The following is a 17,142-nucleotide window of genomic DNA, read 5'->3' as shown; positions in this document are numbered from 1 at the left end:
GAGCGACAGATTAGCCCCGAAGTTGCACCGCGGCGCGCCTTCCTGATGGTGCCAGTGGTGCGCTTGCGGCGTGATCAGCACCCAGGCGAGCAGGCGATTGGCGGTCGCGAGCGTGGCCGGCCAGCGAACCGAACTATGGCGCCAGAGATCGAGGCTGGCGGTGAGCATGGCGCCGGCGAAGTACGCTGCCTTGTCGTGGCAGACGAGCGCGAGCAGCGCGCTGGGGACGAGATAGACGAAGAGCGGGTGGGCGAGCAGCGAATTGCGTGCGCAAGCCCACGCGGCCAGTCGCCGGGCGCCGTGGTGCGCCCGGTGCACTGGCCAGCCTTGGCCATGGAACCAGCGATGCTGCCAGTAGTAGAGCAGGTCGAGCAGGCAGAAGCTGGTCAGGAAAGCGAGGGTCGAGCCTGGCAGCATGCCGTCGATCGGCTGCATCCATTGGCCGAGGGAATCGCCGATCGCCAGTGAAGCGAGCGGGATCACAGTGCCCTGGATGAGCAGCCCGCTGCCGTTCAGGATCCAGTCGTCGCGCGACCAGGCGCAGCCCGGCCGCGGCCACCAGGCTTCCAGCAGTGTCAGCACGGCGAACGTGAGAGCGGGCGTCGCCGCCCAGAACAGAAAGTGGGTATCGTTCATCGAGCAACGGGCTCGTCCATCGGGGTTGTGCCATTCCGGCAGGCAGGTGTGCATACTACAATGCGCCGCAGATGAACGCATTCAGGAAATACTGGTATGTCGTCGCGCAGTCGGACGACTTGCGCGACGCTCCGCTGGCAGCCGTCGTTCTCGGCGAGTCGATCGTCGTCTGGCGCCAGCACGACGGCCAGCCGGTGGCCATGGCGGATCGCTGCCTGCACCGGCTGGCGCGCCTGTCGAGCGGTCGGAGCAGCGACGGTGTACTGCAGTGTGGCTATCACGGCTGGTGCTACGACGGCAGCGGGCGGGTCTGCCGCGTTCCTTCGGCAGGAAGCGACGAAGGGCGCCGCCGGCCACGGTGCTCGCCGCCCTTTGCCTCGTGCGAGTGCGACGGCTACGTTTATGTGCGGCTCGACCCGGAAAGCGGCGCACTCGGCGACGCTGCCCCGCTACCGATGCCGCACTGGAACGAGCCCGGCTGGGGGCACGTCCGGCTGGTAAACCGCTTTGCCGGCAACGTCGCCGACTGCATCGAGAATTTCATCGACGTTCCGCATACGGCTTTCGTGCATCGTGGCGTCTTCCGTGACAGCCGGGGCGAGAGAATCCAGGCGACCGTCGTGCGCAGCGCCGGACGTGTGCATGTGCGCTATCGTGGCGAACAGAGCAACCTCGGGCCATGGACGTGGTTTCTCAACCCGCGGCGGACACCCGTCGAGCACGAGGACAACTACATTCGGCCGAACATCACTTGCGTGCGCTACCGGCTGGGCAACGGCTATGGCTTCGTCATCACCTCGCAGGCGGTGCCGATCGACGAACGTAATACGCTGGTCTACACCGATCTGGCCTATCGCTTTGGCTGCTTCACGCGCTTGGCCGCGCCCTTCGTACGCCGCGCCGGCCAGAAAGTGATCGATCAGGATCTGGCCATCCTCGCCGAGCAGGGGGAAGTCATCGCCGCGCACGGGCGGCGTTTCAGCGTCTCACCGCCCGATCTGATCCACCGTTGCGTAGACGACATCCGGCGCGCGATTGCGCGTGGCGACGACCCGCACGGTCTGCCCGACAAGACCTTCGACATCGAGTTCTTCGTATGACGCTGCGCAGCCGCCTGTTCGCCTGCTTCCCGGCGCTCTTCGTTGCCGGCGCAATCGCGCTCGTCGTCTGGCTGATGCTTGCGCCGGGCTGGGCGCGTGGCGCGGCGCTGTTCGCTCACCTGTACGTCGTGCCGGTGGCCTGCTACCGTCTGCACCAGGCGCTCTGGCCCATTGCCGAAGGCTGCGCACGCCTCGATCAGCCGGACGTGTACGTTCCCTGGTGGGGTGGTCACATGTTCCAGTTGCCTTACGCTGCCTTTCCGCAACTGGAGTCCGCGCTACGCCTGATTCCCGGGCTCTACGGCGTCTGGTTGCGGGCATGGGGAGCGCGGGTCGGCAAGGGCGTCCATTGGACGCCGCAGGTCGACATCAGCGACCGGGGCTTCGTCGACATCGGCGATCACGCGGTGATCGGGCACCGCGTCGGCCTCTACGCCCATGTCGTCGCGCGGCGTCCGGGCGGCGAACTGCGCGTTCTGCTGCGGCGCGTCCGTATCGGGCCAGGCGCGCTGGTCGGCGCCTACTCGCGCTGCGGTCCGGGCGCCGAGGTGGCGCCGGGCGAGCAGTTGCCGGTGTGCAGCGAGCGCTGGGCGGGCGGAGCGCGCCCGCGCGACGACGCGTGAGCTGGCTGCTGCGGGGCGCCTTGAGCCTGTTGCGCGGGCTCGCCGGCCCGGCCTGGCGGTCGTTCCAGGAGAGTCTGGACGACCCGGCCGCGGCGCAGGAGCGGACCCTGCGTCGCCTCCTCGCGCGCTCGGCGCGTAGCCGCTTCGGGCAGTCGCAAGGGCTGGCCGGGGCGGCGCCGGAGACTGCCTTCGAGCGCCTCCAGCCGACCGACTACGCCAGTCTGCGCGCCTTGATCGAAAGCGACATCGCCACTGGCAGCCATCATTTCTCCCCTGAGCGACCGCGTTTGTACGAGCGAACCTCGGGCAGCGGTGGGCCGGCGAAATACATTCCCTACGACACGGCGGTGCGCGCGGCTTGCGACCGAATGTTCCGCATCTGGGCCTACGATCTCCTGCAATCGGGGCTGCGTCTGCACAGCGGGCGCGCCTTCATGAGCGTCTCGCCGCCATTGCTCGGGCAGCGTCGCGCCGGCGGCGGCGTGCCACTCGGTGTGGCGCTCGATACCGACTATCTGGCAACGCACGTCGGCCTGCTTCTCCGCCCCTTTCTCGCCGTGCCGGCGCGGGTACTAGCCTTGTCGGGAGCCGACGATTTCAAGGATGTCGTCGTCGCCCATCTGTTGGCGGCGAGCGATCTCGAAGTCGTTTCGGTATGGAATCCGACCTACTGGCTCGTCCTGCTCGAGCACGCCAGCCGCCATCTGGCACGCCTGACCGGCGAATTGCGTGCGGGCGAAATCAGCCGGGCCGGCCTCCGCTTTCGCTTTCGACCGCTCGCCGCGCAGCGTATCGGACGCGTGGCGTGTGCCGCGGAGCAGGGTTGGCATACTGTCTGGCCGCACCTGGCGCTGATCTCGTGCTGGACCGACGCAGAAGCGGCTGGCCCCGCGGCCGGGCTGGGTCGACTCTTTCCGCGTGTCTGGGTGCAGGGCAAGGGCCTGTTGGCGACCGAGGCAGCCATCACCGTGCCAATCGTCGGTGCGCCTGCACCGGTGCCGCTGGTCGACGACGTCTACCTCGAATTGCTTCAGCCCGACGGACGCCTGTTGCCATTGGCGCAGTGGCGCCTCGGCGATCAAGGCGAACTGGTGGTGACGCAGGCCGGCGGCTTCCTGCGCTACCGCATGCACGACCAGGTTGTCGTGGCCGGATTTTTTCGCGCGACGCCGTGCCTGCGCTTCCAGGGGCGAAGCGGTGGCGTTGTCGATCTGGTCGGCGAAAAGCTCTCCGAAGAACTGGTACGCAGCGCTCTGCAGGGCCTGCGAACGGACCACCGGCTGCTTGCGCTCTGCCCGGTGGCGAGCGCTGATCCGCCGTTCTACGCGCTCTTCTGCGATGCACCGACGCCGCACATGGCGGACGCCGTCGACGCGTTTCTGTACTGCTCACCGCATTATCGGGTCGCGCGCGAACTGCACCAACTGGCTCCGATCCGGCTCGTCGCCCGGCCAGGACTGCTCAAGGACTGGCAGCAAGCGATGGCTGGCGCCGGAATCGCCGAGGGCAACGTCAAGGCAACGTCGCTGGTGGTCAACCGTGAACTCGCCGCGCGTCTGTGGGCAGCGCTCACTCAGCGCAGCGCGTAGAAGCGCAGAGTCCGTGTCGTCTCCGTTTCACGCCCTTATTTCAGATCCTGTCCGCGCGACAACCGGTCTGACACAGAGGGACCGGCAGGCGTCTCTCTCGCCGCCTGCCTTCGTCGGACGACCATCCCCAAGGAGTGTCCGCTGTGCCGGGTGCGTTCCCGAACCCAAGCGCCGCAGCGGGTTTGCAGATTGGCTGGAAGGACCCGGTACTGCACGTGCTGTTGTCAGCTATTCTCAGACTGTTGTGCTGCAGACAATGCGTCGTTACTGCGCTATCCTTACGCTTTATCGGAGAAACGCCGTTTTCGGGGGGAGTGCGGTCCGATTAACCAGGGAGACAGTCGGACGCGTATCGTGCGCGCAGCGAGGGGTGGCGCGCAGAGTGTACCCGGAAGGCGCGCTCTGTGCGCGAGCCGCCCAACTGGCCGACCTCCGGCAACCGGCATCGCGCATGCTTTCATTCTCCGAGTGGGAGTTGGCGCGTCAGGCGGTGCGTAGCCCGATGCGCAGCCATCCAGTCACCTGGTACAACGCAAGGAGGAACGCATGCGCTTTTTCGTTCGTGCATTTCAGAAATTCGCTGATTTCAAGGGCCGCGCCTCACGCGGTGAGTATTGGTACTTCCTGCTTTTCAGCATCCTCATCATTGTGCTTCTGACCGTCCTGGACGTCATGCTGGGCATCTGGAACGAGGAAAGCGGGCTGGGCGTTCTTGGGGCAATCTGGGGCCTGATTATTCTCGTGCCATCCCTCTCGGTTGGAGCCAGGCGCTTGCACGACACGAATCGCTCTGGCTGGTGGCAGCTCATCAACTTCGTTCCGTGGGTTGGCCCGATCGTTCTCCTCGTCTTGCTGGCCCTCGAGGGCACAGACGGCGACAATCGGTTTGGTCCTCCCCCTGCCGTCGCCTAGCACGCCTTTGTACCGGCCACGCGACGACCAGCGGCCTCGGCTGTTCGCAGCTGTCTCCTTGCGTCTTCCGCCGCACAGCAAAGGCCGAACGTCGCGCCGCGGCGGCTGACTCCAGGCGAACAAAGGGGAGCCATCCTGGTCTCCCCGCGCTTCTTGGATCTCAGTCTGCAGAGCCGGATCTTCGTTGGGTCGGCGAGCGCCACGCGAGCGCTGGCGCCTGGCCAGAACTCGTCTGCTCGCCCATTTGCGCACACCCCTCGCGTCAACTAACTGAGTGGTAGCGGCACGCTGCCGTGGCGGTGCGTCTGCGAATGATCTACGGGAGTCGCCTGCTGCGGTGGCATGCCGCTGCTTCTCCGGTTGAACGCCAAGTGGGCCATCATCCAGGCAAGGTTTTCCAAAATGGCCGCAATGAAGCGTAGAATCCTTTGACGATTTCGTCGGTAAAGCAGTGCGCCATGACGTCCCTCAGTTTGCTCGTCTGGATTATCCTCGGCATTGCGGTGCAGTTGGGGCTGTTCCTCGGCGTCAGCTTCTGGCGGCACTGGCAGGACTACCGACGGCTTGTGCAAGGGATGCCGGAAGCCGTCGAATTGGCGCCGGCGGTCGGTCTGCCCGACGAGAACAGTGCGGGCTGGTCAGGTTTTCGCAGCTTCCGGGTCGCGCGACGCACGACCGAAGACGCTGGCGGACAGATTTGCTCGTTCTATCTCGAGCCGGCAGACGGCCAGCCGCTGCCGTCATACCTGCCCGGTCAGTTCCTGACTTTCCGTCTCGATCTGACCAAGGCGGAGGGTTGCGGCAGCGCGTCGATCACCCGCTGCTACTCGCTCTCCGATGCCCCTGCGAGCGACTACTACCGCATTTCAATCAAGCGCGTGCCGGCGCCGCCGGGGAGCGCTTATCCGGCCGGGCGCTCGTCGAATTTTTTCCACGATGATGTGCAGGTCGGCGCGACATTGCAGGTGCGTGCTCCGTCGGGGCACTTCTACCTTGCTGCGGGTAGTGCTCCGGTCGTTCTGGTTTCTGGTGGAATCGGGATCACGCCCCTGCTCAGCATGCTCAATTGGTGTCGGATACACCAGCCCGAGCGCGAGATCCGGTTTTTCCATGGGCTGCGCAACAGCCGGGAAGGCGCTTTCCTGGCCGATCTGCGTGCTGCGGCAGCGGCCGCGCCAAGTGTTCATCTGTACCTGTGTTTCAGCGATCCGCTGCCCGAGGATCAACTCGGGAGAGACTTTCATCACCACGGGCGGGTCGGGGTGAATCTGTTCCGCATGGAACTGCCGTTGAAGCCTTACCACTACTACATCTGCGGTCCCGCACCGATGATGGAAACCTTGCTGCCGGCGCTGGCGGATTGGGGCGTGCCGGATTCGCGCATCCACTTCGAGGCTTTTGGCCCGGCTTCCGGCCTGCGGCGTCGGGCGGAACCCGCCGCGCTGGCCGAGCATGCCTTGCCCGACCCGGCGAACGAAATCACCGTCACCTTCGCCAAGTCGGGCAAGAAGGCGCAGTGGTCGGCGCAATCGGGAACTCTGCTCGATTTTGCGGAAGCGCAGGGCGTCGTCGTCGACTCGGGCTGCCGCGCCGGAGGTTGCGGTACCTGCCAGACGACCATCGTCTCCGGTGAAGTCTCGTATCGGCAAACTCCCGACTACGATCCGCTGGCCGGCACTTGTCTGCTCTGCGTCTGCACGCCGAAGACGCATCTGACGCTGGAGGCTTGAATGGGTACAGCGGCGAGTGGCTCGCTCTGGCGCAAGCATATTCTTCCGTTCACGCTGCTGGTTACCCTGCTCGGGGTGGCGACGGTTGCCGGCGACTATCTGCTGCACCGCCTCGATCTGGTCTGGGTGGGGCGCTATCTCGGCATTCCTGGCACCCTGTTGATCATCGTGTCGCTGGTCTACTCGCTGCGTAAGCGGAAGGTGATCAACGCGGGTAACGTCAGGGCGTGGCTGAGCATGCACGAGGCCGGCACCTGGTTGGGTTCGCTGATGGTCCTGATTCACGCTGGCATCCATTTCAACGCCATTTTGCCGTGGCTGGCCACCATCGCCATGGGCATCAACGTGATCAGCGGCATGGTCGGCAAGATGCTGCTGCGCCGCGCGCGCGAGCACGTTCAGGCGCAACGCGAGCATTACCAGTTGCGCGGTTTGTCGAAGACCGAGGTCGAGCAGGCGATGTTCTGGGAGTCGGTGACCTTCGACGCGATGACCCGCTGGCGCAAGGTGCACATTCCGATCTTCGTCGTCTTCGTCGTGCTGGCGCTCGGACACATCGTCAGCATTTTCCTGTTCTGGGGGTGGCGATGAGCAAGACCCTCAAGTTCGTTCTGGCGGCCAATCTCATCGCCCTGGCCGTCCTCGCCTTCGTCTATCCGCACCTGATGCTGGCCCCGGGCAAGCTGATTCCCGGTCACAGCAAGCTCGAAGCCGACTGTTTTGCCTGCCACGTACCGCTTCTTGGCGCGACGACCGAGCGCTGCACGGTCTGTCACAAGCCGGCCGAGATCGGCCGTGTCACGACGCTTGGCCAGCCGATTCAGCAGCCGCTGACCAGCGTCGCGTTTCATCAGAAGCTGATGCAGCAGGATTGCCTGGCGTGCCATGGAGACCATGCAGGGGTGAAACGCCTGCCCGGCGCCGGCCGCTTCAAGCACGCCTTGCTGCGCGCAGACGCGCGTCAGGAATGTCAGGCCTGCCATAAGTCGCCGAAGGACGCGCTGCATCAGCAGATCACCGGCAATTGCAGCCAGTGCCATAGCGACGAGAAGTGGGTTCCCGCCTCGTTCGATCACAACAAGTATTTCGTTCTCGATCGCGATCACAATGTGCAATGCGTCACCTGCCACCTGCGCAACGACTATGCCCGCTATACCTGCTATGGCTGCCACGAGCATACTCCCGAGAAGATTCGGCGTGAGCACATCGAAGAGGGAATCCGCGACTTCAGGAACTGCGTCGAATGCCATCGCAGCGCTGACGAGCACGACATCCGGATGCCGGGACGCGAGCGCGAACGCGAACGCGACCGAAAACACGGCCGCAAGCATGACGACGACTGAGCCGCGCGCCATTTGGCGCAGGGCGCTGCCGGCCTTGCTGGCCCTGCTGGCGTTGACTCGCGTGGCGGCAGCACAGCCGCTGGCGAGCGACGGCGAAGTCGTCGCTGCGCTGCGCGCGCATGCCATTCCGGTCGTTCAGGCAGCGGCCGATTACGACGTGCTGCTTGCCTCGATCGGCGACGCGCAGGTGGTGATGCTGGGCGAAGCGACGCATGGCAGCGCCGAGTTCTACGACGAGCGCGCGCGTCTGACGCAGCGCTTGATCACCGAAAAGGGCTTTCGCGCGCTGATTCTGGAGGCGGGATGGGCGTCGGCGACTCGCCTGGACGATTTCGTCCAGGGAAAGCTGGGCGATCTGCCGCCGGCTGAGGCGTTCAGCCGAATGCAGAGTTTTCCGCGCTGGGTGTGGCGCAACCGCGAGTTCGCCGCTTTCCTTGCACGCCTGAAGGCGATCAACGACGCTGCGCCAGCCGGCGAGCCGCGCGTCTCGATTCATGGCATGGACCTGTACGGCGTTCCGGAAGCGGTCGCCGAAGTCGTGCACCACCTGCAACGGCGCGATCCCGCCGAGGCCAGGCGGGCGCGACGCGATTACCGCTGTTTTGCGCCGTACTCGCGCGCGCAGCTCGACCCGCAGCTCTACGGCCGCGATCTGGCGCGCGCGGCGATTCCTTCGTGTGCCCGCCAGGTGGAGCGTCGGCGCGCCGCGATGGAGCGCCGCGCCGAAGGCGATCCGGCGGCTTTCTCGGCGATGATGAGCGCGCGTTCGCTGGTCGCGGCCGAGGCCTACTACCGCCTGCTCTATAGCGAAGGCGCCCTGGTGAGCTGGAATTCGCGCGAGCGCTTTCTCGCTCAAACGCTTCGCCGCCTGCGCGAGCGGCACGGCAAAGTCGTCGTCTGGGCGCACAACACGCATCAGGGCGATGCGCGCGCCAGCGCTCAGGCCGATGTCGGCGAGCTTTCGCTGGGGCAACTGATGCGCGAGGAGTACGGCGAGGACGCGTATCTGGTCGGTCTGACGACCTACCGCGGCAGCGTGCGCGCGGCGACCGGCTGGGCGACGCCGGATCGTCGGCGGACGCTGCGGCCAGCCGTCGCCGGAAGCTGGTCGCACCTCTTGCAGCAAACCGGCATGGCGAATTTTCTGCTCATCTTCCGGCAGAACGAAGAATTGATCGACCAGCTCGACGTGCGCCGGCTCGATCGTGCGGTCGGCGTCAGCTATCTGCCGGAAGCCGAAATCGAAAACCACTATTCGCTGTCCTTGCCTGCGCGCCGCTTTGACGCGCTGATCCACCTGGGGGTGACCCAGGCGGTGACGCCGCTCCCCTGATCGCGCGCCGCGTGCCGGCATGCGGCGCGCTGGTGTCGGCGCTGCGTTCTCGTCCGGCTCGACGGCGGGCGGCAAGCGGTCAGGCGGATTGCCGGTCGGCTATAATCGTCGGCGCTCGTTCGCGCTGTCTTCCTCTCTTCGTCAACGCAGGCTTCGCCGCCCTTTCCCGCCGCCCATCATGGCCTACCTTCTCTTTCTCCGCGGCGCTTCAGCGCTCTCATCGTTCCGTTTGCAGCGCCTGCAGGGCAATGTGCAGGCGGTGGTCGCCCGGGCGCAGGTGGTCAGCGCCGTCCATTGGCACTTCGTCGCCACCCGTCGCCCGCTCGACGATGGGGAGCGCGCGCAACTCGGCGCGCTGCTCGACGAGACCGCCGCGCCGGCGGACGAGCCGGGCGAGCTGTTTCTCGTCACGCCGCGCCTGGGGACGATCTCGCCCTGGTCGTCGAAGGCAACCGACATCGCCTGGAACAGCGGCTTGTCGGCCGTCGAGCGGATCGAGCGCGGCGTCGCGTATCGTGTCGACGGCGGCCGGCGGACGCTGTCGACCGAAGAGCGCGCGGCAATCTCCGGCGTGTTGCACGACCGAATGGTCGAAGCCGTTCTCGCCGCCTTCGCGCAGACCAGCCAGTTGTTCGAACATTTCCCGGCCAAGCCGCTGAGCACCGTCGACCTGCTGGCCGGCGGGCGCGCTGCGCTTGCCCAGGCGAATCTGCGCCTCGGCCTGGCGCTGTCGGAGGACGAGGTCGATTACCTGAACGAGGTCTTCGGAAAGGCGCGACGCAACCCGACCGATGTCGAGCTGATGATGTTCGCGCAGGCCAATTCCGAGCACTGCCGGCACAAGATTTTCAATGCCTCGTGGGTGATCGACGGCGAGGCGCGCAGCGAAACGCTGTTCGGCATGATCCGCGAAACGCATCAGGCGAATCCGGCGGGCACCGTCGTGGCCTATGCGGACAACTCGGCGGTGCTCGAAGGTGCGCTCGTCGAGCGCTTCTACCCGGACGCCGCCGGCGCCTATGCCTATCATCCGGAAGCGACGCACATTCTGGCCAAGGTCGAGACGCACAATCATCCGACGGCGATTTCGCCTTTTCCGGGTGCGGCGACCGGCTCGGGCGGCGAGATTCGCGACGAGGGGGCGGCCGGTCGCGGCTCGAAACCCAAGGCCGGTCTGTGCGGCTTTTCGGTTTCCAATCTCAACCTGCCGGCCGCGCCGCAGCCCTGGGAGGCGGCGACGGCGGCTTACGGACGCCCGCCGCGCATCGCTTCGCCGCTGGCCATCATGCTCGAAGGGCCGATCGGCGCGGCGGCGTTCAACAACGAGTTCGGTCGTCCCAACCTGGCCGGCTATTTCCGCACCTACGAGCAGTTCACCGGCGCCGGTGGCGAGCGCCTGCTGCGCGGCTACCACAAGCCGATCATGCTCGCCGGCGGTCTGGGCAATATTGCCGCCGGCCAGTCGTTGAAGGCTGAGCGCCTGCCGCCGGGCACGCTGCTGATTCAGATCGGCGGGCCGGGGATGCTGATCGGTCTCGGCGGCGGCGCGGCGAGTTCGATGAATACCGGCAGCAACAACGAAGACCTCGACTTCGCTTCGGTACAACGGGGCAACCCGGAGATCCAGCGGCGCGCTCAGGAGGTCATCGACCGCTGCTGGCAGATGGGCGTTCCGCGCGGCGACGGCTCGACGGTCGGCGACGGCAATCCGATTCTCTCGCTGCACGATGTCGGCGCCGGCGGCATCTCGAATGCGCTGCCCGAACTGGCGCATGGCGCCGGCAGTGGGGCGCGCTTCGACCTGCGCGCGGTGCCGATCGAGGAACCCGGCATGTCGCCGGCCGAGATCTGGTGCAACGAAGCGCAGGAGCGCTACGTTCTGGCGATTGCTCCTGCCCGGCTGGCCGAGTTTACGGCGATCTGCCAGCGCGAGCGCTGTCCTTTCGCGGTCGTCGGCGAAACGACGGACGCAGCACGGCTGCTCGTCGAGGATGCCCATTTCGCCAACCGGCCGGTCGACATGGAGATGGCGGCACTGCTCGGCAAGCCGCCACGCATGACGCGTCTGGCGGCGCATACCGCAGCTCTCGGCGTGCCGTTCGACGCCACTGCGGTCGATCTGCGCAGCGCCGCGTACCGTGTGCTGCGCCTGCCGGCAGTGGCCGACAAGACCTTCCTGATCACGATCGGCGATCGCAGCGTCGGCGGGCTGACCGCACGTGACCAGATGGTCGGTCCGTGGCAGGTGCCTTGCGCCGACGTTGCGGTAACCCTGATGAGCTTTCAGGGCTATCGCGGCGAGGCGATGGCGATTGGCGAACGGGCGCCGGTGGCGGTGATCGATGCTCCCGCCGCGGGCCGCATGGCGGTCGGCGAGGCGCTGACCAACATCGTCGCGGCCGACATTGCCACGCTCGCCGAGGTCAAGCTGTCGGCCAACTGGATGGCCGCCGCCGGCTGGCCAGGCGAGGACGCCAGGCTGTTCGATACGGTGCGCGCGGTGGTCGATCTTTGCCGGCAGATCGGCGTCGCGATTCCGGTCGGCAAGGACTCGCTGTCGATGCGTACGCTCTGGCGCGAGCCGGCCATTGCCGGCGAGGAATCGGCGAAACAGGTCGTCGCACCGCTCTCGCTGATCGTCAGCGCCTTTGCCCGCGTACAGGACGCGCGGCGCACGCTGACGCCGCAACTGGTGCTCGACGCCGGTGAGACCGACCTCTTGCTGATCGACCTCGGCGGCGGGCGCGATCGCCTGGGCGGGTCGGCGCTGGCGCAGGTGTTCAATGCCACCGGCAGCGAGGCGCCCGACGTCGACGAAGCCGCGCGCCTGCCTGCCTTCTTCGCGGCGGTGCGTCGGCTGGCCGCCGACGGTCTGCTCCTCGCCTATCACGACCGCGCCGACGGCGGACTCTTCGCGACCGTTTGTGAGATGGCTTTTGCCGCGCGTTGCGGCGTCTCGATCGACACCGACGGCTTGTGTTACGACGCACTGATCAATGACGTCGACGGCAACGAGAAGCGGCCGAACCTGCTCGGTGGTCGTTCATTCGAAAAGCTGATGTGCGCCTTGTTCAACGAGGAACTCGGCGCCGTCGTGCAGATTAGCCGGGCTGAACGCAGTCAGGTAATGGGCGTCCTGCGCGGCTGCGGACTCGGTGCGTGCACGCACTTCATCGGCGCGCCGAACGCGACTGGTCGCGTCCGCCTGATCCGCAACGCGCGCGCGGTGTTCGACGAGGCCCGGGTCGATCTACAGCGCGCCTGGTCGGAAACCAGTTTTCGCATGCAGCAACTGCGCGACGATCCCGTCTGCGCGCAGGAGGAATACGACCGCATTCTCGATACCGCCGATCCGGGGCTGTCGGTCAGCCTGCGCTTCGATCCGGCAGACGACGTGGCGGCGCCCTTGCTCAATCGCGGCGCGCGTCCGCGCGTGGCCATCCTGCGCGAACAGGGCGTGAACGGGCACGTCGAAATGGCGGCGGCTTTCGATCGCGCCGGTTTCGCCGCAATCGACGTGCACATGAGCGACATTCTGGCCGGGCGCGTGGCACTCGCCGACTTTGCCGGCCTGGCGGCTTGCGGTGGCTTTTCCTATGGCGACGTGCTCGGTGCCGGGCGCGGCTGGGCGAAGACCATCCTCTTCAACGAGCGCGCGCGCAGCGCTTTCGGCGAATTCTTTGCCCGTCCGGATACCTTTGCCCTGGGCGTCTGCAACGGTTGCCAGATGCTCAGCGCGCTCAAGGATCTGATTCCCGGCGCCGCCGCGTGGCCGGCTTTTGGACGCAATCGCAGCGAGCAGTTCGAGGCGCGCTTCTCGCTTGTCGAGGTGCTCGATTCACCGTCGCTCTTCCTTTCCGGGATGGCCGGCAGCCGCCTGCCGGTCGTCGTTTCGCACGGCGAGGGAAGGGCGGTGTTTTCGCCGGGCGAGCAGGGCGAGCGGGCGCTCGTCGCTTTGCGCTACATCGATCACCAGGGCGAGGCGAGCGAAGTCTACCCGTACAACCCGAACGGTTCGCCCGGCGGCATCACCGGCCTGACGACGCCAGACGGTCGGTGCACGATCATGATGCCGCATCCGGAAAGGGTCTTCCGCAGCGTCCAGATGTCGTGGCAGCCGGCCGACTGGCAGGCGCGCGGCTGGCACGATTCGCCCTGGCTGCGCATGTTTCGCAACGCGCGCGCCTGGCTCGGTTGACGCCCGCCGCCGGGCGCGGCGGCAACCGATGTCCCCGTCCGGCCCGGCCGGGCGCTGCGGCGGACATGGTAGAATAGGCTTTTGTCGGCTTGTGAGGCGTGCGATGTTTTCGGCTAAAGATACCCTGGCGAAAGTGGACCCCGAGATCTGGGGGGCGATCGAGAACGAGAATCGCCGGCAGGAAGACCACCTCGAACTGATCGCTTCGGAGAACTACGTCAGCCACGCGGTAATGGCTGCGCAGGGTTCGCAATTGACCAACAAGTACGCCGAAGGCTATCCCGGCAAGCGCTACTACGGCGGCTGCGAACACGTCGACGTCGCCGAGCAATTGGCCATCGATCGGCTGAAAAGGCTGTTTTCGGCCGAGGCGGCGAACGTTCAGCCGAACTCGGGATCGCAGGCGAATCAGGCTGTACTGATGGCTTTCGCCAAACCCGGCGATACGATCATGGGCATGAGCCTGGCCGAAGGCGGCCACCTGACGCACGGTATGCCGCTCAACATGTCCGGCAAGTGGTTCAACGTGGTCGCCTATGGGCTCGACAGCAAGGAAGCGATCGATTACGCGCGGATGGAAGCGCTGGCACATGAGCACAAGCCGCGCATCCTGATCGCCGGTGCTTCGGCCTACGCGCTGCGCATCGATTTTGAGCGCTTTGCCAAGGTCGCGCGCGACATCGGCGCCATTTTCATGGTCGACATGGCGCATTATGCCGGTCTGATTGCCGCCGGTTGCTACCCCAACCCGGTGCCGCATGCCGACGTGGTCACCTCGACCACGCACAAGACGCTGCGCGGTCCGCGTGGTGGCGTCATTCTGATGAAGGCGGAACACGAAAAGGCAATCAATTCGGCGGTCTTCCCGGGTTTGCAGGGCGGCCCGCTGATGCACGTCATCGCCGCCAAAGCGGTGTCCTTCAAGGAAGCGCTGTCGCCGGGTTTTCGCAAGTACCAGGAGCAGGTGGTCGCCAATGCGCGCGTTCTCGCGCGTGTCCTGGCCGAGCAGCGCGGCCTGCGCATCGTTTCCGGACGTACCGAGTCGCACGTCTTTCTGGTCGACCTGCGCAGCAAGGGGCTGACCGGCAAGGAAGCGGAAGCCGCCTTGGGTGCTGCTCACATCACGGTCAACAAGAACGCGATCCCGAACGATCCGCAGAAACCTTTCGTCACTTCCGGCATCCGCGTCGGATCGCCGGCGATGACCACGCGCGGTTTCAGCGAGATCGAGTCCGAACTGGTGGCGCACCTGATTGCCGATGTGCTCGACGCGCCGAACGATGCCGACATGCTGAGGCGCGTGCGCAATGAAGTTTCCGCGCTCTGCCGGCGCTTTCCGGTTTATGGCGGAGAGCGCAGCGGATGAGGTGTCCGTTCTGCGGTGCCGACGAAACGATAGTCGCCGATACGCGCATCAACGACGACGGGGATTTGGTTCGGCGCCGGCGCCGCTGCCTGAAGTGTGAGAAACGCTTCACCACTTTCGAGCGGGCCGAAGTGCGCGTGCCACAAGTGATCAAGAAGAACGGTTCGCGCGTCGAATACGACCGTGAGAAGCTTACCGCCAGCTTCCGGCTGGCGTTGCGCAAGCGGCCGATCGGCAGCCAGGCGGTTGACGCAGCCGTCGGGCGTATCGAAGAGGCGCTGCTCGCTCTCGGTGAGCGCGAAGTGGGCTCGGAAGTCATCGGCGAAATGGTCATGCGCGAGTTGCAGAAACTCGACAAGATTGCCTATGTCCGTTTCGCTTCGGTCTACCGTAACTTCGAGGACGTCGACGAGTTCTCGCAGGTCGTACGCGAAGTCTCACACTCGTCGCAGGTGCTCGGCCACTGATGCAGGCGGAGTTTAGCGCCGCCGACCATGACTTCATGGCGCGCGCGCTGCGCCTTGCCGAACGCGGTCTGCAGACGACGACCCCCAACCCGCGCGTCGGCTGTGTCCTGGTGCGCGCGGGCGAGGTCGTTGGCGAAGGCTGGCATGCGCGTGCTGGCGAAGCGCATGCCGAAGCGCTTGCTCTGGCGGCAGCCGGCGGCGCAGCGCGTGCGGCGACCGCCTATGTCACGCTTGAGCCCTGCGCGCATCATGGTCGCACGCCGCCGTGCGCGGAAGCCTTGCTGGCCGCCGGTGTCGAGCGCGTCGTCGCAGCGATGCAGGACCCCAACCCGCTCGTCGCGGGACGCGGCCTGGCGCGTCTGCAGGCGGCCGGCGTGCGTACCGAATGGGGTTTGCTGGCCAGTCAGGCGGCCGAGTTGAACGTTGGCTTCGTCGCCCGGATGCAGCGTTCGCGCCCGTGGGTTCGTCTCAAGCTGGCGGCCAGCCTGGACGGCAAGACGGCTTTGCGCAATGGCAGCAGCCAGTGGCTGACTGGTGCCGAGGCGCGGCGCGACGGCCATCGCTGGCGCGCGCGCGCCTGTGCGATCCTGACCGGGATTGGTACGGTACGCGCGGATGATCCGCAGCTTACCGTGCGCGACCTCGCGCCGGCGACGGAAGCGCTTCGCCAGCCGCTGAAAGTCGTGGTCGACAGTCGGCTGCAACTGCCCCTGAGCGCCAGGCTTTTGCGCCAAGGGCGCTTGTTGCTGGCCGTGGCGGTTGCCGATCCGCAGCGGGTTGCAGCGGTCGAGCAGGCCGGCGTCGAGGTCGTCGTACTGCCCGGGCTCGACGGCCGGGTCGACCTGCCGCGACTTCTCGGCGAACTTGCGCGGCGCGAAATCAACGAGCTTCACGTCGAAGCAGGCAGCCGGCTGAGCGGCGCTCTGCTGCGCGCCGGCCTGGTCGATGAACTGCTGCTTTATCTCGCACCGTGTCTGGTCGGCGATGCGGCGTACGGCATGTTCGACCTGCCGCCGCTCGTTTCCTTGCTCGACAAGCACAAGCTGATCGTGCGCGACCTGCGCCAGATTGGCGACGACCTGCGGCTTATCGCGCGCCTGGCCTGAGCGCGCTGCCCGCGCAGACGGCACACTGCGGGTCGCGGGTGAACCTGACGCTGCGCCAGTCGAGCGTCAGCGCGTCGAACAGGAGCAGGCGGCCGACCGCCGGGTCGCCGCTGTCGGCGAGCAGCTTGAGCGCTTCTGCGGCCTGCAGCGCGCCGATGATTCCGGTCAAGGGGGCAAAGACGCCAGTCACTGCGCAACGCAGTTCGTCAACGTCGTCACCTTCGGGAAACAGACAGTTGTAGCACGGCGCATCGTCACGTCGGCTGTCGAAGACGCTGAGTTGCCCGGCAAAGCGGACCGCGGCGCCGGATACCAGCGGCGTTCGTTGCTGCACGCAGGCCTGATTGACCGCGTGCCGCGTGGCGAAGTTGTCGCAGCAGTCGAGGACGACATCGGCACGCGCGACCAGTTGTGTGAGCTGCCCGATGCCGAGGCGGGCTACGATCGCTTCGACTTCGACCTCGGGGTTGATCGAGGCCAGCGTCGTTCTGCCGGAGACCGCTTTCGCTGACCCGATACTCTCCTGCCGATGAAGGATCTGGCGCTGCAGGTTGCTCAGGTCTACCGTGTCGCTGTCGGCCAGGATGATCGTGCCGACGCCAGCCGACGCCAGATAGAGCGCGGCTGGCGAGCCCAGGCCGCCAGCGCCGACGACCAGCGCGGTTGCCGCGAGCAGGCGCTGCTGGCCCTCGATGCCGATCTCGTCGAGCAGAATGTGCCGACTGTAGCGCAGCAGTTG

At 66.3% G+C, this 17,142-nt stretch carries 14 protein-coding genes; 12 read left to right on the top strand and 2 right to left on the bottom strand.

Going from position 1 to position 17,142, the window contains the following annotated elements:
- A partial coding sequence (locus RKP46_RS00630) for a sterol desaturase family protein (protein WP_311104840.1) occupies positions 1–636 on the bottom strand: 636 nt, incomplete at its 3' end.
- 71 nt (positions 637–707) lie between these two features.
- Between RKP46_RS00630 and RKP46_RS00625 the strand changes: the two genes are divergently transcribed.
- The 12 genes from RKP46_RS00625 to ribD all read left to right on the top strand — a co-directional run bounded on the left by RKP46_RS00625 (position 708) and on the right by ribD (position 16,403).
- Positions 708–1,736, top strand: coding sequence for an aromatic ring-hydroxylating dioxygenase subunit alpha (locus RKP46_RS00625; protein WP_311104839.1), 1,029 nt, complete (start codon positions 708–710; stop codon positions 1,734–1,736).
- Entirely contained in the window at positions 1,733–2,359 is a 627-nt protein-coding gene (locus RKP46_RS00620) for an acyl transferase (RefSeq protein ID WP_311104838.1), read from the top strand. Before RKP46_RS00625 ends, RKP46_RS00620 begins: the two co-directional genes overlap by 4 nt.
- A complete protein-coding gene (locus tag RKP46_RS00615; protein WP_311104837.1) occupies positions 2,356–3,948 on the top strand; it encodes a GH3 auxin-responsive promoter family protein in 1,593 nt (530 codons plus the stop codon). The genes RKP46_RS00620 and RKP46_RS00615 overlap by 4 nt, the downstream gene beginning before the upstream one ends.
- Positions 3,949–4,494: 546 nt before the next feature.
- A complete protein-coding gene (locus RKP46_RS00610; protein ID WP_311104836.1) occupies positions 4,495–4,860 on the top strand; it encodes a DUF805 domain-containing protein in 366 nt (121 codons plus the stop codon).
- A gap of 458 nt (positions 4,861–5,318) precedes the next feature.
- The gene (locus RKP46_RS00605; protein WP_311104835.1) at positions 5,319–6,590 is read left to right on the top strand and encodes a 2Fe-2S iron-sulfur cluster-binding protein; all 1,272 of its coding nucleotides are present in this window, start codon (positions 5,319–5,321) and stop codon (positions 6,588–6,590) included.
- Complete coding sequence (locus RKP46_RS00600; protein WP_311104834.1) at positions 6,591–7,181, top strand: hypothetical protein; 591 nt, start codon at positions 6,591–6,593, stop codon at positions 7,179–7,181.
- Positions 7,178–7,933 (top strand): cytochrome c3 family protein, encoded by a 756-nt coding sequence (locus RKP46_RS00595; protein WP_311104833.1) that lies wholly within the window; start codon positions 7,178–7,180, stop codon positions 7,931–7,933. Before RKP46_RS00600 ends, RKP46_RS00595 begins: the two co-directional genes overlap by 4 nt.
- Positions 7,920–9,266 carry an erythromycin esterase family protein gene (locus tag RKP46_RS00590; protein ID WP_311104832.1) on the top strand — a complete coding sequence of 449 codons (1,347 nt, stop codon included), beginning with the start codon at positions 7,920–7,922 and terminating at the stop codon, positions 9,264–9,266. The genes RKP46_RS00595 and RKP46_RS00590 overlap by 14 nt, the downstream gene beginning before the upstream one ends.
- Positions 9,267–9,444: 178 nt before the next feature.
- Entirely contained in the window at positions 9,445–13,464 is a 4,020-nt protein-coding gene (gene purL / locus RKP46_RS00585) for a phosphoribosylformylglycinamidine synthase (protein ID WP_311104831.1), read from the top strand.
- 103 nt (positions 13,465–13,567) lie between these two features.
- Entirely contained in the window at positions 13,568–14,830 is a 1,263-nt protein-coding gene (gene glyA, locus RKP46_RS00580; protein WP_311104830.1) for a serine hydroxymethyltransferase, read from the top strand.
- Positions 14,827–15,297, top strand: a complete 471-nt coding sequence (gene nrdR, locus RKP46_RS00575) for a transcriptional regulator NrdR (protein WP_311104829.1) — start codon at positions 14,827–14,829, stop codon at positions 15,295–15,297. The genes glyA and nrdR overlap by 4 nt, the downstream gene beginning before the upstream one ends.
- Positions 15,297–16,403 (top strand): bifunctional diaminohydroxyphosphoribosylaminopyrimidine deaminase/5-amino-6-(5-phosphoribosylamino)uracil reductase RibD, encoded by a 1,107-nt coding sequence (ribD, locus tag RKP46_RS00570; RefSeq protein ID WP_311104828.1) that lies wholly within the window; start codon positions 15,297–15,299, stop codon positions 16,401–16,403. Before nrdR ends, ribD begins: the two co-directional genes overlap by 1 nt.
- Here ribD and RKP46_RS00565 read toward each other — a convergent pair.
- Positions 16,384–17,142 (bottom strand): molybdopterin-synthase adenylyltransferase MoeB (locus RKP46_RS00565; protein ID WP_311104827.1); only part of this gene is annotated, 759 nt, incomplete at its 5' end. The two genes, ribD and RKP46_RS00565, sit on opposite strands and share 20 nt — an antisense overlap.

This window comes from Accumulibacter sp. (genome assembly GCF_031732815.1).
In the GTDB taxonomy this organism is placed as follows: Bacteria; Pseudomonadota; Gammaproteobacteria; order Burkholderiales; family Rhodocyclaceae; genus Accumulibacter.
This window is presented reverse-complemented; position numbering and strand designations above follow the sequence as displayed.

Coding starts and splice junctions, on each gene's coding strand:
- RKP46_RS00625 (WP_311104839.1), top strand. CDS start 708: ATGAACGCATTCAGGAAATACTGGTATGTCGTCGCGCAGTCGGACGAC.
- RKP46_RS00620 (WP_311104838.1), top strand. CDS start 1,733: ATGACGCTGCGCAGCCGCCTGTTCGCCTGCTTCCCGGCGCTCTTCGTT.
- RKP46_RS00610 (WP_311104836.1), top strand. CDS start 4,495: ATGCGCTTTTTCGTTCGTGCATTTCAGAAATTCGCTGATTTCAAGGGC.
- RKP46_RS00605 (WP_311104835.1), top strand. CDS start 5,319: ATGACGTCCCTCAGTTTGCTCGTCTGGATTATCCTCGGCATTGCGGTG.
- RKP46_RS00600 (WP_311104834.1), top strand. CDS start 6,591: ATGGGTACAGCGGCGAGTGGCTCGCTCTGGCGCAAGCATATTCTTCCG.
- RKP46_RS00595 (WP_311104833.1), top strand. CDS start 7,178: ATGAGCAAGACCCTCAAGTTCGTTCTGGCGGCCAATCTCATCGCCCTG.
- RKP46_RS00590 (WP_311104832.1), top strand. CDS start 7,920: ATGACGACGACTGAGCCGCGCGCCATTTGGCGCAGGGCGCTGCCGGCC.
- purL (WP_311104831.1), top strand. CDS start 9,445: ATGGCCTACCTTCTCTTTCTCCGCGGCGCTTCAGCGCTCTCATCGTTC.
- glyA (WP_311104830.1), top strand. CDS start 13,568: ATGTTTTCGGCTAAAGATACCCTGGCGAAAGTGGACCCCGAGATCTGG.
- nrdR (WP_311104829.1), top strand. CDS start 14,827: ATGAGGTGTCCGTTCTGCGGTGCCGACGAAACGATAGTCGCCGATACG.
- ribD (WP_311104828.1), top strand. CDS start 15,297: ATGCAGGCGGAGTTTAGCGCCGCCGACCATGACTTCATGGCGCGCGCG.